18 protein-coding genes and 1 riboswitch are annotated in these 14,269 nt (G+C 36.5%); of the genes, 8 read left to right on the top strand and 10 right to left on the bottom strand.

Annotation, left to right across the window (positions count from 1 at the left end; translation table 11 throughout):
* Positions 1 to 36: 36 nt before the first annotated feature.
* A complete protein-coding gene (gene sipW / locus P9E47_RS13245; protein ID WP_003329516.1) occupies positions 37 to 615 on the bottom strand; it encodes a signal peptidase I SipW in 579 nt (192 codons plus the stop codon).
* 330 nt (positions 616 to 945) lie between these two features.
* On the opposite strand from sipW, the gene P9E47_RS13250 reads away from it, so the two are divergent.
* A complete protein-coding gene (locus P9E47_RS13250) occupies positions 946 to 1,551 on the top strand; it encodes a class D sortase (protein ID WP_003329515.1) in 606 nt (201 codons plus the stop codon).
* Positions 1,552 to 1,615: 64 nt separating this feature from the next.
* Here P9E47_RS13250 and P9E47_RS13255 read toward each other — a convergent pair whose 3' ends face one another.
* On the bottom strand, positions 1,616 to 1,891 hold the full coding sequence (locus P9E47_RS13255) for an iron-sulfur cluster biosynthesis family protein (RefSeq protein WP_003329514.1): 276 nt from the start codon (positions 1,889 to 1,891) through the stop codon (positions 1,616 to 1,618).
* A gap of 32 nt (positions 1,892 to 1,923) precedes the next feature.
* Positions 1,924 to 2,424, bottom strand: coding sequence for a YbaK/EbsC family protein (locus tag P9E47_RS13260; RefSeq protein ID WP_326163657.1), 501 nt, complete (start codon positions 2,422 to 2,424; stop codon positions 1,924 to 1,926).
* 285 nt (positions 2,425 to 2,709) lie between these two features.
* Positions 2,710 to 2,792: riboswitch (cyclic di-GMP riboswitch) on the top strand.
* Between the two features lie 21 nt (positions 2,793 to 2,813).
* On the opposite strand from P9E47_RS13260, the gene P9E47_RS13265 reads away from it, so the two are divergent.
* The gene (locus P9E47_RS13265; RefSeq protein ID WP_157382040.1) at positions 2,814 to 2,975 is read left to right on the top strand and encodes an anti-repressor SinI family protein; all 162 of its coding nucleotides are present in this window, start codon (positions 2,814 to 2,816) and stop codon (positions 2,973 to 2,975) included.
* A gap of 72 nt (positions 2,976 to 3,047) precedes the next feature.
* Positions 3,048 to 3,386, top strand: a complete 339-nt coding sequence (locus P9E47_RS13270) for a helix-turn-helix domain-containing protein (protein WP_003329511.1) — start codon at positions 3,048 to 3,050, stop codon at positions 3,384 to 3,386.
* 45 nt (positions 3,387 to 3,431) lie between these two features.
* Here P9E47_RS13270 and P9E47_RS13275 read toward each other — a convergent pair whose 3' ends face one another.
* The 6 genes from P9E47_RS13275 to P9E47_RS13300 all read right to left on the bottom strand — a co-directional run bounded on the left by P9E47_RS13275 (position 3,432) and on the right by P9E47_RS13300 (position 7,930).
* On the bottom strand, positions 3,432 to 3,749 hold the full coding sequence (locus tag P9E47_RS13275; RefSeq protein ID WP_003329510.1) for a helix-turn-helix domain-containing protein: 318 nt from the start codon (positions 3,747 to 3,749) through the stop codon (positions 3,432 to 3,434).
* A gap of 204 nt (positions 3,750 to 3,953) precedes the next feature.
* Positions 3,954 to 4,616, bottom strand: a complete 663-nt coding sequence (gene bshB2 / locus P9E47_RS13280; RefSeq protein ID WP_326163706.1) for a bacillithiol biosynthesis deacetylase BshB2 — start codon at positions 4,614 to 4,616, stop codon at positions 3,954 to 3,956.
* A gap of 22 nt (positions 4,617 to 4,638) precedes the next feature.
* Positions 4,639 to 4,983 carry a YojF family protein gene (locus tag P9E47_RS13285; RefSeq protein ID WP_326163658.1) on the bottom strand — a complete coding sequence of 115 codons (345 nt, stop codon included), beginning with the start codon at positions 4,981 to 4,983 and terminating at the stop codon, positions 4,639 to 4,641.
* 103 nt (positions 4,984 to 5,086) lie between these two features.
* Positions 5,087 to 5,824, bottom strand: coding sequence for a Crp/Fnr family transcriptional regulator (locus tag P9E47_RS13290; RefSeq protein ID WP_326163660.1), 738 nt, complete (start codon positions 5,822 to 5,824; stop codon positions 5,087 to 5,089).
* Positions 5,796 to 7,691, bottom strand: a complete 1,896-nt coding sequence (locus P9E47_RS13295) for a heavy metal translocating P-type ATPase (protein ID WP_326163662.1) — start codon at positions 7,689 to 7,691, stop codon at positions 5,796 to 5,798. The genes P9E47_RS13290 and P9E47_RS13295 overlap by 29 nt, the downstream gene beginning before the upstream one ends.
* Before the next feature lie 17 nt (positions 7,692 to 7,708).
* Positions 7,709 to 7,930 carry a heavy-metal-associated domain-containing protein gene (locus P9E47_RS13300; protein WP_003329504.1) on the bottom strand — a complete coding sequence of 74 codons (222 nt, stop codon included), beginning with the start codon at positions 7,928 to 7,930 and terminating at the stop codon, positions 7,709 to 7,711.
* Between the two features lie 139 nt (positions 7,931 to 8,069).
* Here P9E47_RS13300 and P9E47_RS13305 point away from each other — a divergent pair, with 139 nt between their 5' ends.
* On the top strand, positions 8,070 to 8,927 hold the full coding sequence (locus tag P9E47_RS13305) for a GNAT family N-acetyltransferase (RefSeq protein WP_326163663.1): 858 nt from the start codon (positions 8,070 to 8,072) through the stop codon (positions 8,925 to 8,927).
* A gap of 30 nt (positions 8,928 to 8,957) precedes the next feature.
* A complete protein-coding gene (gene menC / locus P9E47_RS13310) occupies positions 8,958 to 10,064 on the top strand; it encodes an o-succinylbenzoate synthase (protein WP_326163666.1) in 1,107 nt (368 codons plus the stop codon).
* 50 nt (positions 10,065 to 10,114) lie between these two features.
* Here menC and P9E47_RS13315 read toward each other — a convergent pair whose 3' ends face one another.
* The gene (locus P9E47_RS13315; RefSeq protein ID WP_003329501.1) at positions 10,115 to 10,396 is read right to left on the bottom strand and encodes a DUF6509 family protein; all 282 of its coding nucleotides are present in this window, start codon (positions 10,394 to 10,396) and stop codon (positions 10,115 to 10,117) included.
* A gap of 143 nt (positions 10,397 to 10,539) precedes the next feature.
* On the opposite strand from P9E47_RS13315, the gene P9E47_RS13320 reads away from it, so the two are divergent.
* The 3 genes from P9E47_RS13320 to P9E47_RS13330 are packed head-to-tail and all read left to right on the top strand — an operon-like array spanning position 10,540 to position 14,225.
* Entirely contained in the window at positions 10,540 to 12,024 is a 1,485-nt protein-coding gene (locus tag P9E47_RS13320; protein WP_326163667.1) for a spore germination protein, read from the top strand.
* Positions 12,025 to 12,057: 33 nt separating this feature from the next.
* Entirely contained in the window at positions 12,058 to 13,146 is a 1,089-nt protein-coding gene (locus P9E47_RS13325) for a GerAB/ArcD/ProY family transporter (RefSeq protein WP_326163668.1), read from the top strand.
* The gene (locus P9E47_RS13330; RefSeq protein ID WP_003329497.1) at positions 13,143 to 14,225 is read left to right on the top strand and encodes a Ger(x)C family spore germination protein; all 1,083 of its coding nucleotides are present in this window, start codon (positions 13,143 to 13,145) and stop codon (positions 14,223 to 14,225) included. The genes P9E47_RS13325 and P9E47_RS13330 overlap by 4 nt, the downstream gene beginning before the upstream one ends.
* Positions 14,226 to 14,269: the final 44 nt, after the last annotated feature.

Genomic DNA, 14,269 nt, shown 5'->3' on the forward strand with positions numbered 1-14,269 from the left:
TTTTTTATATTGAATTCCTATTTTTTTATAGGAAGATCAACCGTTTATTACCGGATTATCATTTTCTGTTTTTCTAGTTGCTTTTTCAAGTTCTTTTAATCCTTTAAAGATTGATACTGCCGAGTAGAGTAAAAGTAATACACCTGGTAATATTAATAAAATAACTGCCCCCTTTGCTGATCTGGCGAAATCCATGAAGTAACCAGCATTTGGAATGGTGAATCCAGTATATTCACCAACTACATTTCCAGCTAAAACTGGATTCGAGTCCGGGGATTCAACGTTATCACCCTTAGTTCTAAACATTGTATTTTCTCCATTACCTATGACCTCGATTATTCTGTGGGTAACTAGTTTATCTTGAGATTCCATAAAGGTTATAACATCATCTTTCTTTAACCTAGTTAGATCTTCAACTGGTTTTACAGCAATAATTGAACCTGTCATAAAAGTCGGTTCCATTGAGCCAGAAAAAACAGGTTTTAATTGATAGCCGAAAAGGTTCGGTCCTCCACCAGAGGCTTTTGATGAAATAACAGCTATGACCATAACTATTAATAATAGAAATAACATGGTTGTTGTTAACCCGCTAATGACCTTCCATACTTTTTTCACATTTCCACCCCTTTCTCGTGGATTTGTACTCCATGATTAACCGCCTCCTACACATTTGTTCTTTTCTACGAACATGTTATTAAGTTTAAATTCCCATGTTCCGGTTTGTTGTTTTTGTTCTTTATATCGAACTCACAAGTTGAGTATATGATAAAAGGATTACTTTGAAAAATCTGAAAATTAGCCTTATTTTCTTAATAACGAACAAAAAATAAGCTTTTCCTCCTTTTTTCTCCTGTTACCTTACTTTTTCATAACTTTATAAAGAACCATTCGTTCTATATATTGAACAATAGTAGAACGAATAAACTTGGAGGGGGGATTAAGATAATGGTCAAAAAAATAGCTATCATCATCATCATTGCTGGTATTGTCCTGATTGGAATTGGTGTTTTTCAATATTTCAATTCAAAGGAGGAACAAAAAAATACTCTAAAGGAGGCTTATAAGATTCTAGAGGATCATAACCAACAAATAAATAATCACCTAAATGAAGACCATCATACAAAAAAAGATGAAGAATTTAATCCATTCCATGGTGAAACGGTTGGAATTCTAGAAATTCCAAAGCTTAATGCTGAACTCCCGATTGTGGAAGGAACATCTGACAATGACCTTGAAAAAGGGGTTGGTCATTACAAAGGAACAGCCTATCCAACCGAAGGAGATCAAATTGTTTTATCTGGTCATCGGGATACTGTTTTTCGGAGAATGGGAGAGTTAGAGGTTGGTGATGTTTTTATTGTTAAACTCCCCTACGGGAGCTTTGAATACAAAATTGAGAGTACAAAAATAGTCGATGCAGATGATCGAACAATTATTAAATCGACCGCTCCTAATGAAGAGCTTGTAGTGACGACCTGCTACCCGTTCACATTTGTTGGGACTGCACCTGACCGTTATATTTTGACGGCAAAGCCGGTTAAGATGAAGTAAAAATGCCCTATAGAGAGTCTTTCAATGACTTCCCTATAGGGCACTTTTTATAAACATTTTACAATTAGACTGCTTCTGCAACAAATTCCATAAAACCAGTTTGATCTGGCACATAATCAATTTGGTTATTGTTAAAGTAATGGAGTTGGGTTTTATCAATGATAAAATGGAGTCCGTCGATGATGATTTCTTCGTCATTTGGGTGAATGGATTCATCCAAAGTTAATTTCAGCTTTACCCAACAACTAAAGCGTAGTTGCAGACGAATGAATTTCTTTGTTTCTGATTTATTTAATCTTTTTTGTAATTCTGTTTTGGCTGCATCAGTTATAGATAACATCAGTTCCTCCCCCTATTGCTATCGAAGCAAAACTATACAGCCGCTTCTTCTAACCCATCTTCTTCCCAGTTTTTACAAACATCGACCCACTCTTTTGCATATGAATATTGAACTATTTCCTCAATTGTTAATTCGATCGCGGAGTTTGTGCTTCCGCAGGCGGGGAAAACGGTCTCGAAGCGTTTCATGGAGACGTCGAGATAGACATCTAAATCATTGGCCAAGCCAAACGGGCACACTCCACCAATGGCATGTCCTGTTTGTTCCAGAACTTCATCCGGCGTGAGCATTCGGGCTTTGAAACCAAATGTTTGGCGGAATTTCTTGTTGTCAATTTTGGCATCGCCGGCAGCAACAATTAATATCGCTTTTTCGTCTTCTCCTCTAAATGATAATGTTTTTGCAATTCGTGCTGGAATAACCCCAATAGTTTCAGCGGCTTGTTCAACCGTTGCACTTGAAGTATCAAATTCCATGACATCCTTTTCACGATTCCACTTTTTAAAATGAGCTTTTACATTTTCAAGAGACAAATTATACATCCTTTCTTTCATACGTATTACTTAAAATGATATCATATCTTTATAAGAATTAGAAAAATATGGCTTTCCACGTTTGATGTATTTTTGTCGATATTTCACCCTGAAAAGGTAGCAATAAATCGGAAACCCTATAATAAAATTAGATGAACTATTACAAATTCCCTAATTCACTAAAACGAAAGTACTAATAAATTTATCCAACAAGGGGGATGCATCCAATAAAAAATTATTCTTATTAGCAATACAGAAGATTTTGTTCGAAAGTCAAAATCCATACTTTGAAAAAGGCAAACCTGCTTGCAAAACAGGGACGCAAAGCCACAGATCTAAGGCATAACTTTGATAGCTGGGCTACCAAAAGTAATAAACCAGGGGGAAATATGGATACTCAAAGTACACAGTCTTCTCAGACTCAAGACATTAAACTACCCACAATTGATTTAGAGTGGTTACAATTACTTTTAGTTGCAAAATCAATGGGACTATCGATTGAGGACATAAGGGTATTTTTAAGAAATAATAGCGACAATGTTGAAATGTAGGATATGAGCCTTTCTAATAATGAACATTCATGATAAGATGTTATTATAAATCATACGCTTAGGGAGATATCAATGATAGGGAAACGTATCCAAACAATTAGAAAAGAGAAGGGGCTCTCACTATCAGATTTGGCTGCAAAGGCAGGTATTGCAAAATCCTATTTAAGCTCGATTGAGCGGGATATTCAATCTAATCCCTCTGTTCAATTTTTAGAAAAAATAGCAGCAGTTTTAGATATAAGTGTTCAATCACTTATAAATGCTGGGGCCAATGAAGATTCATTAGATCCGGAATGGATAAAGCTAGCTCAGGAAGCAGCAGAATCTGGGGTAAGTAAAGAACAATTTCGTGAATTTTTAGAATTCACAAAATGGCAGATCGAACAACGGAAAAATAATGAAAATGAATAAAAAAGAAGCTGGGATGGAATGGTTTTACTAATTCATCCCAGCTTTTTATTTTAGCAGATTTATTAACTGTCTTAATTTTTCTTTATCGATATTTGAATTACTCATTTCAATCGCCAGCTGTATCACTTCTTTGTCTAGATTTTGGGGGTCGATTTGTTTTTGTAGTTTATTGGAAGTTAGTAATGATTGAAGGTCAACACTTAATGCTTTTGAAATTTTTTCAATCACTTCAATGCTTGGGTTTGTCTGTTTTCCTCGTTCAATAAAACTCAAATAAGACTTTGAAATTCCCGATAATTTTGCCAGCTCTGTTAATGACATCCCTTTCTTCATTCGTAGGTCCCGAATTTTCTTTCCATTCATATTATGTCCCCTTCATAATATTAATTAAGTGAAAATCCCTCCCTCCAACATTTTATTAAGAACGCAACCTCTAAAAAACACATTCGTTCTTTATATAGAACATACAATTAAAGTATACTCTACCTTTCATTCATATGCAAAGCTATTTTACTTAAAGAGAGAGTAGGATGAACCCCAAAAAAAAGAACTCATAATCGAGTCCTCTTAAGCAAATCTATACGTCCAAAAGCGTTCAGTACTGATCCATGCTAATGCATCAGGATCCTTATTCAATAGTTTTTCAGACAAATTTTCCATAACGGCACTTGTTTGCGTTTCATGGGCTAGAATGCAGGCAATTTTTTTATCTTGAACAGAAGTGATATCAACAACTAAATCCGGTTCTCCTAATTTTTCAAAACAGTCATTCGAAAATGCCATACATTGTAATTTAGGGCGAGCTTCTTTTGGCATTTGCTTCATTGCATGAACAACAGCTGCCCCTGTAGCATCATGGTCCGGGTGGACACTATAGCCCGGGTAAAATGAAATGACGAGTGATGGGTTTACTTCTTCAATAATGGCTCGAAAACGATCGGCCAGCTCATCAATGTCCTCAAATTCCAATGTTTTATCACGTAAACCTAGCATCCTTAAATCTGTAATACCAATAGCTTTAGTTGCATTTATAAGTTCATTTTTTCTAATTAATGGGAGTGTTTCGCGATTCGCAACGGGCGGATTCCCCATATTACGTCCCATTTCACCAAGGGTACAGCAAGCATAAGTAACAGGTGTCCCTTTTTCACTATGTAGGCTGATTGTTCCTGAAGCCCCAAAGGCCTCATCATCTGGGTGTGGAAGAATAACTAAAACATGTCTTTCCATTTCCACGGTCATACACTCCTCTCTAAAATGGTTCCTTACTTAACTGACACGCTACAGCAAGTTTCCCATTTGCATCATGCCCCGCTAATAATAGCCGATTTTTTTCATCGACTTCCCAGTGGGTCAAGCCTTCTGCATATACCCATCCGATTTCCAATTTCATACCCACACGATAGGGTCCGTTTCCTGTGATTTTGGCATGCTGGTAACGAATTAATCCATTCCGAATATAAGCCCCTACTGTCATAACAGATTGGTCTTTATGGGAAGCATAGGCACCATTTGTTGTTTCTAAATGTAAATAAAGATCTTGTTCATTGAATTCATCGAGTTTGTTTTGTACTTCCGTTGGGTTAATCGGTTTCAATGTTGACCCTCCTTCAAATTAGTGATATCAATTATATTTTATCTTACTAAAAAGTTCTAGGAAGACTCAACAAAAAAGGCTTATTGATAAAGGTATCTAACCTTTAGTTCTCCCCATTCTCAATTTCACTTAGTGCATCCACATCCAAAATGGTAATCTTGCGCTGACCGGTCATAGAAATCAGACCTTGGTCTTGAAAGGATGACAACCGCCTGCTTAACGTTTCGCGAGTCATTCCCATATAGGAGGCTAAGTCCTTTTTACTCATTGGCAAGGTAATTTGAATCGGTTCATGATCGGTTCCAACTTCATCATTACCTGCTGATAACCCTAATAAGTAAGAAGCTAAACGTTTTTCTGAATCGTGAGAGCTAATGCTTTCGATATTTTTTTCCGTATCGTTCAATCTTCTGCTGAATTCTTCAATAATTTTTAACGAAATGGAAGGATTAGATAACAACATCTCCTTCATTTCAGTTTTATGTATAGCACAAATTTCAGTATCCTTCATTGCTTCAGCATAGCTTGTTAATGATTCATCAGTAAAAAGAGCTAGCTCCCCCATGAAGTCGCCGGGCTCCATGATCCGAATTAATTGTTCTTTCCCAGATTCGGACAGGCGGTAAATTTTCACCTGTCCTTTGTGCACAATATACAAATGATCTGAAGGTTCACCCGCCCTGAATACCATTTCCCCTTTTTTATAGGTTTTCGTTTTGCTCGTTTTGACAATTTCAAGCATCTCATTAAATTGCAAATGATTAAAAATCGGGACAATCGATATACAAAGACTTTTCATATCTTGATTATTTTCATCGTGATGATGGCAGCAATGTTCCATTAAGAGAGCTCCTGTTCTTTTTATTAGTTTTCCTAAAATAGACAAGTCTTAATGCATTCATAATGACAATTAATACACTTAATTCATGGATCAGCATACCAGATGCTAGGAAGACCTGTTTTAGCAGTACACCAACTAATAGAAAAATGACCGTACCCACCGCGAAGAACATATTTTGCTTCATATTTCTGATTGTTGCTTTTGCTAATCTATGGGCTTCTGATAATTTTTCTAGTTTATCCGCCATGATAACTACATCTGCAGTTTCCATTGCGACATCGGTACCTGTACCACCCATTGCAAAGCCAATGTCAGCTGTTGCAATAGCTGGGGCATCATTTATACCGTCTCCTACCATTGCAACATTAAATCCATTATTTTTCAACTCTTTTATCTTATTTACTTTATCTTCAGGGAGAAGTTCTGCAAATACTCCATCAATACCAAGTTGGTTTGCTACTTTTTCTGCCGCATGTTTGTTGTCGCCAGTTAGCATATAGATTTGTTTAATCCCACTTTGTTTTAAACTTTGTATACTTTCTTCCGCTTCCGGACGGATTTGATCTGCAATGGAAATTACACCAGCTATTGTTTTATTCACAGCAACAATAATAGCAGTATAGCCTTTCTTTTCTTGGTCAGTAGCATAGACTTGTATTTCCTTATCTATATTCACTTGATTAGCTGTCATCCATTTACGGTTCCCGATTAATAGATGATTGTGATTTACGGTTGCTCCAATCCCATTTCCTTTTACCACTTCAAAATGTGTTGGTTTATAGACTAATGGCAGACCTCTTTTATGAGCTTCCTTCACAACTGTTTGCCCTAAATGATGTTCTGAAATAATTTCAGCTTCGGCAACCATTGTCAAAAAGGTGATTTCATTCATCCCATATGTTTTAATAGCAGTGACTTCGGGTTGTCCTTTTGTTAATGTTCCTGTTTTATCAAATACAAAAACATCTGTTTTTGCCAGCTTTTCCATTACGTCTCCGCCTTTAATAAGGATGCCCTTAACAGCTCCATTTCCAATTCCAGCCACAATGGATACTGGGGCGGAAATAACTAAGGCGCCCGGACAGGCAATGACAAGGAAGGTTAATGTTAGCTCGATATCCTTAGTAAAGATGTATACAATAACCGATAAAAGTAAGATGGCAGGTGTGTAAAAGGAGGCGAATTTTTCAAGAAACTTTTGTGTTTTGGCTTTTGATTCCTGCGCTTCCTCAACAAGCTCAATAATTTTTGAAAAGGTTGTATCTTCGCCTACTTTTTCGGCAATCACCTCAATATACCCGTTATCAATAATCGTTCCACTAAAAACAGTGTCGTCTATTTGTTTGCGGGTGGGAACAGATTCTCCTGTGATCGCTGCTTCGTTCACAAATGCTTGTCCAATAATAACTGTTCCATCGATTGCAATTTTTTCTCCAGATTGAATGAGGACTCGATCTCCCACTTCTACTTCATCAGCCGGAATTACGACTGTTTTTCCACCTCTAATCACTGTTGCCTCCAGTGGTGCCATATCCATTAATGATTTTAATGAGGATCGTGTTTTTTCTAGACTGCGGGCTTCTAGGTAGGCACCGAATAAGAATAGAAATGTGACAGCCCCTGACTCAACGTATTCACCGATAAACAGGGCTCCAATGACGGCAATCGTTACGAGTAATTCAATACTAAACGCCTTCATTCGAAGTGCCTGCCATGCTTTCACTACAATGGGATAGCCGGCAATGATTGTGGCGGTTATTAATGCTGCGTTTTTCAAAAGGGTTAAGTTTGCGAAATTAAATATAAAAGACACCGTTAATAAAATACCTGATAGTAATACGATTGTGGCTCTGTTCTTTCTTTTCATTCGTTTTCCCTCCTTGCTTACGAAATTTTCCTATTTAGTACTTGATAGCCTAGTTTTTTGATCGTTGAAGCAAGATTTTCCGCGGAAACAAGATTTTCGTCAAAGATTACTTTCACTTTGCTCGAATTAAAAAGGACTTTTACTTCTGAAACTCCCTCTTGTTTAGATAACACTCCTTCAATTTTTTTGATACAGCTTGGACATGTTAGTTCTTCCATTTGAAATTTTACAGTTTTCATATTTTCATTTCCCCTTTTAATATGTTTTATTGATTCTATCTTCATTTTAGGGATTAAACACGAACAGGGCTTTGACGTGCATCAAATTTTTCCTTTTTGTATAATGAAATAAGAATTTAAAAATGGGGAGGAAAATAATGTGCCAGCAGAGCCACCGCAAATTATCATCCAAGAGTTAACTACATACTCCGAACTTATGGACGTACAACGACTTGAAAATCTAATATGGAACGAACCCCCTATTCCCCTCCACCAAACCTTCACCTCTATTCAAAATGGAGGATTAATATTAGGGGCATACATAAATGAAACCTTAGTTGGATTTAGCTACGGCTTTGCCGGTTTTAAAAACGGAAAGTCCTATTTATGCTCGCATATTCTTGGGATTCACCCAGAACACCAGGAAAAAGGAATTGGAGCCCATTTAAAGGAAGTGCAACGTCAAAAATCGCTTGAACTGGGCTACTCGATGATGACATGGACGTATGACCCGCTTGAAAGTAGAAATGGTTATTTTAATTTATCGAAGCTGCACGCGATTTGCCGTACATATGTTGAAAATTGTTATGGCGACATGATGGATGCCTTAAACTCCGGTCTTCCATCTGACAGATTCAAAGTGGAATGGTGGTTCAATAGCCCATTTATTGAGGAAAAACAGCAAATCGATGTAAGGAATGAAAAATCTCCATTTCAAATTGAAATAACAGAAAAAGGTCTGCCTAAATTAATGGACGTTACTTCTACTTTGGAAAGGATTTTAAAAAATCGGACAATCGAACAAATCCTAGTACCGGTTCCTATTAATTTTCAACAATTAAAAAAAGAAGATTTTGAGCTTGCACTTGATTGGCGTTTAAAGAGTAGAGAAATACTTCAAACGCTTTTTGACAATGGCTATGTTGCAGTTGCCATGAAAAAAAAGAAGAAAGAAAATGTCGTCAATGATTATGTACTCGTTAAAGAAGATCTAATTCAGGAACCCCGTGTTTTTTGATAACCATTTTTGAAGTGAAGGTGAAAAATTGTGCAAATAAAAGAAGTTGTGTTACGCCATCTAAAAATGAATATGAAATTTGACTTTACAACAAGCTTTGGAACAATCCGGAATAAGGAATTTATTTTAGTAGAAGCAAAAGATGAATATGGGATGAGCGGCTGGGGTGAATCCGTTGCCTTTACCGCCCCGTGGTATAATGAAGAAACATTAAAAACAAATTGGCATGTGTTAGAGGACTTTCTCATCCCTTCTATTTTACATAAACACGTTGAGCATCCTGATATTGTTAACGAAACGCTTCTAGGAATTCGTAAAAATAATATGGCAAAAGCGGCCATTGAGGGTGCGGTCTGGGATTTATATGCAAAGCGTTCAGGACAACCGCTTGCGACAGCACTTGGTGGTCAGAAAAAAGAAATAGAAGTTGGCATAAGCATTGGTATTCAAAAAAATACTACAGATTTAATAAGCTTGATCGAGAAAGCCATAAATGAAGGCTACAAGAGGATCAAAATTAAAATTAAACCAGGTAAAGATATCGAGATCCTAAAAGAAATTCGCAACCATTTTCCAACCTTACCGTTAATGGCTGATGCCAATTCTGCCTATCGTTTGGATGATATTGAGAGATTAAAAGCACTTGATGAATTTAAATTAATGATGATCGAACAACCGCTCGCTTCCGATGATATTATTGATCATGCTGTCTTACAAAAGCAAATTAAGACGCCCATTTGTCTTGATGAAAGTATTCTTTCCTGTGAGGATGCAAGAAAAGCGATTGAATTAGGAAGCTGTAAAATTATTAATATTAAAATTGGCCGTGTCGGCGGCTTAACGGAAGCAAAGCGCATCCATGATCTTTGTTTGGAAAAAGGAATTGGAGTATGGTGCGGCGGCATGCTCGAAGCCGGTGTCGGCCGTGCCCACAATGTCGCTCTCACAACACTTTCAAATTTCAGTTTACCAGGGGACACGGCCGCATCCTCGCGCTATTGGGAGAAGGATATCATAAGCCCTGAAGTAACCGTACATAATGGAATGATTACTGTACCAGATCGCCCGGGAATTGGCTATGATATCGATATAAATGCAGTCAATGAATTGACTGTTTTTGAAAAAGTATATAAATAAAAAAGAAAGTGGCTTCTTATTATTAGTGAAGCCACTTTTAATTATGCATCTTATTCTAATTGCTGCTTACAGTAGTCAGCAATAAACTCTTTCTCGTCGTCCTCTAACTCTAAATCTATGTACTCATTTGTAACGTTTTCAAAGAATTGATATTGCGCGACCCTTACCGCATCATCCACTGCAGCTATAATTGCCTTTAAATAAACACCCTTTTCAGAGTAGAGATCGTCATCTTCGGGCACTTCAATTTGTAAAATAAATTCATATCGATCCCCTATTAAAATCCCTGTTGGATCTTCAATTTTTTCAACTGTATGACTAGTGATTTCCATATATTATTCCTTCCTTTCAGGACCTGCATTACATTTTCCTACATTATACAATAAATTTCTCTATTATGCCTAAAACCGCATACTATTCCCAATTACGGCAAAAGATAACAAAGAATTAACAACTTCTATGAAGGAGAAGCATGATGTTTTTTAAAAAGAATGCCCGTAATGGAAATGCTTCAACACCAACCATTTTGCAACAATTTAAACAATCAAATGATTTTCTTACATTTGAAAATAAAATCGGCACAGTTTCTTATTTTATTTCCTATTATAAATCCTTAATTGATGTAGAAGTGTTACATCGGGATATCTTACCTTATATAACGGAATCAACTTTGAGAAATTTGGAAGATTTGAGCCTTGCTATACCATGTGAAAATAAAATCATTTCAAATGATATACAAGAAATCTCATCCCATGTATTAACTGGATCGATTATGATTTATTTAAATAAGGACAAGCCAAAACAATTTATACTAGTTCAAGCTCAAAAAAATGAAGCTCGCCAAATATCCGCTCCGGAAGTTGAATTTAGTGTCATTGGTCCGAAGGAAGCTTTCGTTGAATCGATGGATACTAATATAAATCTGATTAGAAAAAGAGTTCCAAGTCCAAATTTACAAGTTACAAATCTTCAAGTCGGTAAAATTTCAAAAACACAAGTAGCAGTGCTTCATATTGATGAAATTGCAAATAAAGAAAATGTGAATACCGTTATCCAACGAATTGGGGATCTTGAATTTGATCAAATTATTGATAGCTCCTATCTTACACAAATGATAGCAGATAATCATCATTCGCCTTTCCCCGTCTTACTCGACACGGAAAGACCGGACCGTGCTGCGGCTGTTTTAGCTGAAGGAAAAGTTGTGATCGTTGTCGATGGATCGCCACATGCATTAATCGGTCCAACAACACTAATTGAATACTTCGCAGCTTTTGAGGATTATTTTCTTAATCCTCACATTGCGTCTGCCTTTCGTTTGATCCGCGTCTTTTCAGTAGCATTTTCATTATTAATGACACCGATTTATGTAGCGATCCTTACCCATCATTTTGAATTACTGCCCAAGGATTTAATGAGTACCCTAGTGTCATCAAGAACATTAGTTCCTTTCCCACCGTTTCTGGAAGCTTTAGTTCTCGAACTAGTTATAGAACTGTTAAGGGAAGCAGGGGCAAGACTTCCAACAAAGGTAGGGCAAACTATCGGTATTGTTGGCGGTATTGTGATTGGAACAGCTTCTGTAGAGGCTGGTTTAACGAGTAATGTATTATTAATCATTATCGCCCTTGCGGCACTGGCTTCTTTTACAACACCAGTATACCAAATGGGCAACACCATTCGCCTACTAAGGTTCCCTTTTTTATTGTTTGCACATGTTTGGGGCCTTGTAGGAATCGTGTTGTGTTTTTCGTTCTTTCTAACACATTTACTACGCCTAACATCATTAGGAAGACCTTATTTGGAGCCAATATATCCTCCTAGAGCAGCTGATCTAAAAGATTCGTTCATTCGCATGGCATTTGCTCGACAATCGAAAAGACCGATTGTTGTTCAAACCGATAAAATACAGCGGTTTAGTCAAGATAAAGCATTTAAAAATAAGGATATCGATGAATAGCCCCTGATTTGTATTGGAAAAGGATGGATGTGAATGTTAAAGCCTATAGATAAAAGGTTTCAGGTTTCTCCCTTTTTAGTTTTTTATATTATAACATCTGTTCAAGTCGGTGTTGGTGTCCTGGGATTTCAGCCGTTTATACTTGAAGCTGGTCATGATGGCTGGGTTGCGATTCTTCTAGCAGCCTTAATGGTTCATGGTATTATATGGATTATGTATAAGCTTATCCGAAATGGAAAAGGGGATTTAATTGATATTCACCAACAGGCATTCGGAAAATGGCTTGGGAATATTTTAAGTATTGGCGTAATGTTATATTTTATTATCACGGCTATTACCGTATTAAGAAGTTATATCGAGGTGGTGCAAGTATGGATTTTTCCTGACCTTGCAACATGGAGCTTTGCTTTACCATTTATTATGCTCACCTATTATGTTGTCATGGGGGGATTTCGCACAGTCGTAGGGATCAGTTTCTTTAGCATCATTTTACCCGCCTACTTAGCGTTAACCTTTCTCTTTCCACTAAAATTTGCAAGGTGGGAAAATCTGGGGCCGTTTTTTGATGTGGGTTTACAATCATTATTCTCAGCCTCACTGAAAATGACATTAAGTTATTTAGGTTTTTCGGTTTTATTAGTTTTTCATCCATATGTAAAGGGTGGGATGAATACACAAAAATGGGCGCAACTAGGAACACTAACGACAACTCTTTTTTATGTATTAATCGAAATCGTTACAATTATTTATTATAGTCCTGGTCAGATTAAGATTGTAACGTGGCCAACATTAGGCTTATGGAAAACTGCTGAATTGCCTTTTGTTGAAAGATTCGAATTCATCGGCATCTCCACATGGCTCTTAGTCGTCCTGCCTAATATCACCATTTTTCTATGGGCTGCCAGCAGAATCGGTAAAAGAGTGGTTGGTTTTAAACAGAAATATTTTCTAGTCATTATCTTGATCATTGTATTTATTGGATGTAATTATTTTGAGAAAAGAGAAAGTATCAGTCAACTTAGTGACAATGTTGGTACCATCGGAAAATACTATAATTTTGTTTATATTCCTCTCCTTTTTATTATTCACTCGATTTCTGTAAAAGTGAGGAAAAGTAAATGAAAAAATTCATCCTTTTTGTAGTCTTGTTGGGGTGCAGCTTTGCTCCACAAATTGCCCAACCAAAACAAATTATTGATGATATCTTTTTAGTGATGGCCGTTGGTTATGATTATGTTGCTGAAAACCGATTTACAGGTACAGCTGTTGCACCTTTTTATAAACCAGATAAAACAATAGAAAATCTGGCTTTTTCTAATACATCATCATTAATATATCAAAATCGTGATAAGTTGGAATCGGAATCATCAAAACCGTTAATAAATGGGAAGCTGCAAATTGCTCTATTTAATCGAGAACTTGCTGAAAAGACAGGTATCTTTAGGTATATCGATAATCTTCAAAGGGACCCCAATGTTGGTGCTAGAATCCAACTGGCTGTTTTCGATGGTTCTACGGAAAAAATCCTTCACAGCCTGAAAACAGATGAACCCATAGGGACTTATCTATCAAATTTAGTTGATGAGAATACAGAATTCAGCAATCTTCCCTTAACCAATTTGCATACCTTTGAATTTGCTTATTACTCCAAAGGAATAGACCCTATTTTGCCGTTATTGGAAGAAAAAAAGAACAGAGTAAAGATAAAAGGGGTTGCGCTTTTTAAAAAAGAGAAAATGGTTGACTTTGTTCCACAACAAGAATTTTTTTATTTAAGGAGTATGTACGAAAATTTTAAAAAAGGCGTATTTTTTATAAAACTTGATAATGGAGAGCGAGCTTTTCTAACAAATATTGCCTCTTCAAGAAAATTTGTCGTTAAACATAATAACGGTGGATTCTCTCCCAATGTAACTATCAATATAAAAGTCAAGGGAATCATTAGAGAATATAGTGGTCCATACATTCCTAATGATTTAATAAATGATATTGAGCGGCAAATAGAAAAGGATATCAAGAAAAAGAACAAAAAAATGTTAACCACTTTTCAAGAATTGGGGATCGACCCTATTGGTATAGGCCATCATGTGCGGCACCAAACAAGAAACTATAAAGGTGAAAACTGGGAGGATATTTATCCAAATGTGGATGTTAAAGTAAAAGCTACAGTCAGTATTTTAGAGCGTGGCGTCATCAAGTAAAGGTGTCTCGGAAAATAACTCCAAGACACCTTTTCAAATTATAG

Origin of the sequence: Schinkia azotoformans, assembly GCF_035811335.1 — a bacterium.
Classification (GTDB): Bacteria; Bacillota; Bacilli; order Bacillales; family Bacillaceae_J; genus Schinkia; species Schinkia azotoformans.

What these genes read in the sequence shown, in the direction of transcription:
- P9E47_RS13270 (WP_003329511.1), top strand. Translation starts at nt 3,048, where the DNA reads ATGATAGGGAAACGTATCCAAACAATTAGAAAAGAGAAGGGGCTCTCA.
- P9E47_RS13320 (WP_326163667.1), top strand. Translation starts at nt 10,540, where the DNA reads ATGTTTTTTAAAAAGAATGCCCGTAATGGAAATGCTTCAACACCAACC.
- P9E47_RS13265 (WP_157382040.1), top strand. Translation starts at nt 2,814, where the DNA reads ATGGATACTCAAAGTACACAGTCTTCTCAGACTCAAGACATTAAACTA.
- P9E47_RS13325 (WP_326163668.1), top strand. Translation starts at nt 12,058, where the DNA reads ATGTTAAAGCCTATAGATAAAAGGTTTCAGGTTTCTCCCTTTTTAGTT.
- bshB2 (WP_326163706.1), bottom strand. Translation starts at nt 4,616, where the DNA reads ATGGAAAGACATGTTTTAGTTATTCTTCCACACCCAGATGATGAGGCC.
- P9E47_RS13295 (WP_326163662.1), bottom strand. Translation starts at nt 7,691, where the DNA reads ATGAAAAGAAAGAACAGAGCCACAATCGTATTACTATCAGGTATTTTA.
- P9E47_RS13275 (WP_003329510.1), bottom strand. Translation starts at nt 3,749, where the DNA reads ATGAATGGAAAGAAAATTCGGGACCTACGAATGAAGAAAGGGATGTCA.
- P9E47_RS13315 (WP_003329501.1), bottom strand. Translation starts at nt 10,396, where the DNA reads ATGGAAATCACTAGTCATACAGTTGAAAAAATTGAAGATCCAACAGGG.
- P9E47_RS13250 (WP_003329515.1), top strand. Translation starts at nt 946, where the DNA reads ATGGTCAAAAAAATAGCTATCATCATCATCATTGCTGGTATTGTCCTG.
- P9E47_RS13255 (WP_003329514.1), bottom strand. Translation starts at nt 1,891, where the DNA reads ATGTTATCTATAACTGATGCAGCCAAAACAGAATTACAAAAAAGATTA.
- P9E47_RS13330 (WP_003329497.1), top strand. Translation starts at nt 13,143, where the DNA reads ATGAAAAAATTCATCCTTTTTGTAGTCTTGTTGGGGTGCAGCTTTGCT.
- P9E47_RS13300 (WP_003329504.1), bottom strand. Translation starts at nt 7,930, where the DNA reads ATGAAAACTGTAAAATTTCAAATGGAAGAACTAACATGTCCAAGCTGT.
- P9E47_RS13290 (WP_326163660.1), bottom strand. Translation starts at nt 5,824, where the DNA reads ATGGAACATTGCTGCCATCATCACGATGAAAATAATCAAGATATGAAA.